Here is a 2308-nt window from a genome sequence, read left to right as displayed (position 1 = left end):
GCCAGCTTGATAAATACTCTCTTTGTCTTCTGTAAGTGTATCTATTTTTATTCCCATTGCATTTAGTTTTAATCTTGCAACTTCAAAATCCAGCTCATCAGGAACTTTGTATACTGTTTTTTCAAGTTTATCTGCATTTTTATAGACATATTCAGCAGATAAAGCTTGGTTTGCAAAAGACATATCCATTACTTGCGCCGGATGTCCTTCTGCTGCTGCAAGGTTTACAAGTCTTCCTTCAGCGAGTATATATATATTTCTTCCATCTTTTAGTGTGTATTCTTTAACATTATCTCTTATATCTCTTGTTGCAACTGCCATTTCTTCAAGTGCTTTTAAGTTTATTTCAACATCAAAGTGTCCAGAATTACTTACAATGGCTCCATCTTTCATAACTTCTAAATGATGTTTGTCTATTACGTTTATATTTCCTGTTACAGTTACAAAAAAGTCTCCAATTTTTGCTGCTTCTTCCATTGGCATAACTCTATAGCCATCCATTACCGCTTCAAGAGCTTTTAACGGGTCAACTTCTGTTACGATTACATCTGCACCCATTCCTCTTGCTCTCATTGCAACGCCTTTACCACACCATCCATAACCAGCAACAACAAATTTTGACCCGGCTATAAGCCTGTTTGTTGCTCTTAAAATTCCATCTATCGTTGATTGTCCTGTTCCATATCTGTTATCAAAAAGATGTTTTGTGTATGCATCATTTACAGCAATAACCGGAAACCTTAACACTCCATCTTTTGCCATAGCTTTTAATCTGATTACTCCGGTTGTGGTTTCTTCTGTGCCGCCGTATACATTCTCAATTAAATCTTGCCTTTCTTTATGTAGCAGTGATATTAAATCAGCTCCATCGTCCATGGTTATGTTTGGTTTTCTGTCAAGAACTGCGTTTAAATGGCTGTAATATGTGTCTCTATCTTCCCCGTGTATTGCAAAAACTGGTATTTCAAAGTATTTTACAAGTGCTGCTGCTACGTCATCTTGTGTAGAAAGTGGATTGGATGCTGTTAGATAAACATTTGCTCCACCTTCTTTTAACGTTATCATCAAGTTTGCTGTTTCCGTTGTAACGTGCAGACAAGCTCCTATCGTTAAACCTTTTAAAGGCTTTTCTTTTGAAAATCTTTCTCTGATCTGTCTTAAAACAGGCATATCTTTTTCAGCCCATTGTATTCTCAAAAGACCTTTATCTGCAAGATTAATATCCTTGATGTGATATTTCATTTAACCCTCCTTTTTAAAAATGTAGGTTATATTTTAGCATAAGTTTAGAGATATAAAGGTTTTGCTGAAAAATAAAAAACGAACTTAGTTGAGACATTGAGAAACTTTATTATAAAGTTTAGAGAGAAAATACCTTGGATGATAAATTAGTGGTTTTTAACAGAATTTAAAAAAGAGATACTTCGGACTTACGTCCTTAGGATGACGAAGAAAACTTGATAATCATATGCTTAACGACCAGGGCAACCTATTTGTCATTCTGCAGCCTACGAAGAATCTCCTACTTTCACCCAATTTCTCATCCGACGCATTAGTGATGAATATAAATTTTACCAACCTCTCACTTCTCACTTTCTCATTTAGCTTTAAAATCCATTCTCTAATAAATTCCACACGTAATCAGTATATTTTTTTTCTTTGGGATTTTCATAGATAATTAAAGGTGCTTCTACAATTTCTCCGCCTTCTTTTGCGTTCTTTGATGCTTCTACTAAAAAATGAGTAGCTTTTTCATTGATTGATGGATGAATAAATCTGTAACGTTTTGGCTGAAGGTTATATTTTTTTAAAAGTGATACGGTTTCTGAAAATCTTTCTGTAATGTTTATAAGATAAAGCTTTCCTTTATTTTTAAGAAGATACCAGCTTCCATAGATAAAATCTTCCAGCTTAGCTAAAGCTTCGCTTCTTGCTATCTTTTCTTGAATATTTTTATAATTACCCTCTTTAAAATACGGTGGATTAATTACTACATAATCAAAATACTGATGATTATAAATCTTTTTTACATCCTTAACATTTCCGAGTGCTATTTGAACATGGACGTTGTTAATTTGAAAATTTCTTTTGGCAATATCAAATAAATCTTCCTGAACTTCTAAAGCATAAAGTTTAAGATTTTTATATTTAAGACTAATTAGAATTGGTATGATGCCGCTTCCCGTTCCTATATCTATGATTTTTCCGGATGATTTGATGTTTAAAAAATCAACAAGAAGAAGGCTGTCAATGTTAAACCTATAGCCTTCCGTTTTTTGAATGATTTTTATCTTTCCTCTAATAAAAG

Annotated in this window: 1 protein-coding gene and 1 pseudogene; both read right to left on the bottom strand. The window is 33.3% G+C overall.

Features of this window, described 5'->3' with window-relative positions; genetic code table 11:
• Nucleotides 1–1242, bottom strand: a pseudogene (ahcY, locus tag SULYE_RS07710) (adenosylhomocysteinase); the annotation flags it as partial.
• Nucleotides 1243–1607: 365 nt separating this feature from the next.
• A partial coding sequence (locus tag SULYE_RS07705; RefSeq protein ID WP_007548197.1) for a tRNA1(Val) (adenine(37)-N6)-methyltransferase occupies nucleotides 1608–2308 on the bottom strand: 701 nt, incomplete at its 5' end.

It is taken from the genome of Sulfurihydrogenibium yellowstonense SS-5 (genome assembly GCF_000173615.1).
Taxonomy (GTDB): Bacteria; Aquificota; Aquificia; order Aquificales; family Hydrogenothermaceae; genus Sulfurihydrogenibium; species Sulfurihydrogenibium yellowstonense.
The sequence above is the reverse complement of the archived record's forward strand: the minus strand, read 5'-3'. Positions and strand labels throughout refer to the sequence as shown.